At 73.2% G+C, this 392-nt stretch carries 1 pseudogene; it reads left to right on the forward strand.

Going from position 1 to position 392, the window contains the following annotated elements:
* Positions 1-392: pseudogene (locus tag ACG2DA_RS23105) on the forward strand (S41 family peptidase); the annotation flags it as partial.

Consider the following 392-nt stretch of genomic DNA (forward strand, 5'->3'; position numbering starts at 1 on the left):
GACCTTTACGAGACCGTCCTGGGCCAGATCCGCCGCAACTACGTCGAGCCGATCGGCGCCACCAGCCTCGTCGCCCACGGCACCGAGAGCCTGTACCTCGCCCTGTCGGACCGCAAGTTCCTCGGCCGCAACCTGCCGGAGCACGGCCGCGACGAGGGCCGGACCGAGGCCGCCGTGGAGCGGTTCCGGGCGAGGTTGCGGGAGGAGTTCTGGAACGCCCCGGTCCGCGAGGGCGCCGAGCGGACCACCGTCGCCCGGGCCGCCCGGCTGGGCCGGGAGCTGTGCGGGCTGAGCGAAACCGCCGTGATCTTCGAGTACCTCGCCGGGGCGACCAACGCCCTGGACGACTACAGCGCCTTCCTGTCGCCCGACGGGCTGGCGGCGCTGTACGG

Origin of the sequence: Alienimonas sp. DA493 (assembly GCF_043951915.1) — a bacterium.
Taxonomy (GTDB): Bacteria; Planctomycetota; Planctomycetia; order Planctomycetales; family Planctomycetaceae; genus Alienimonas.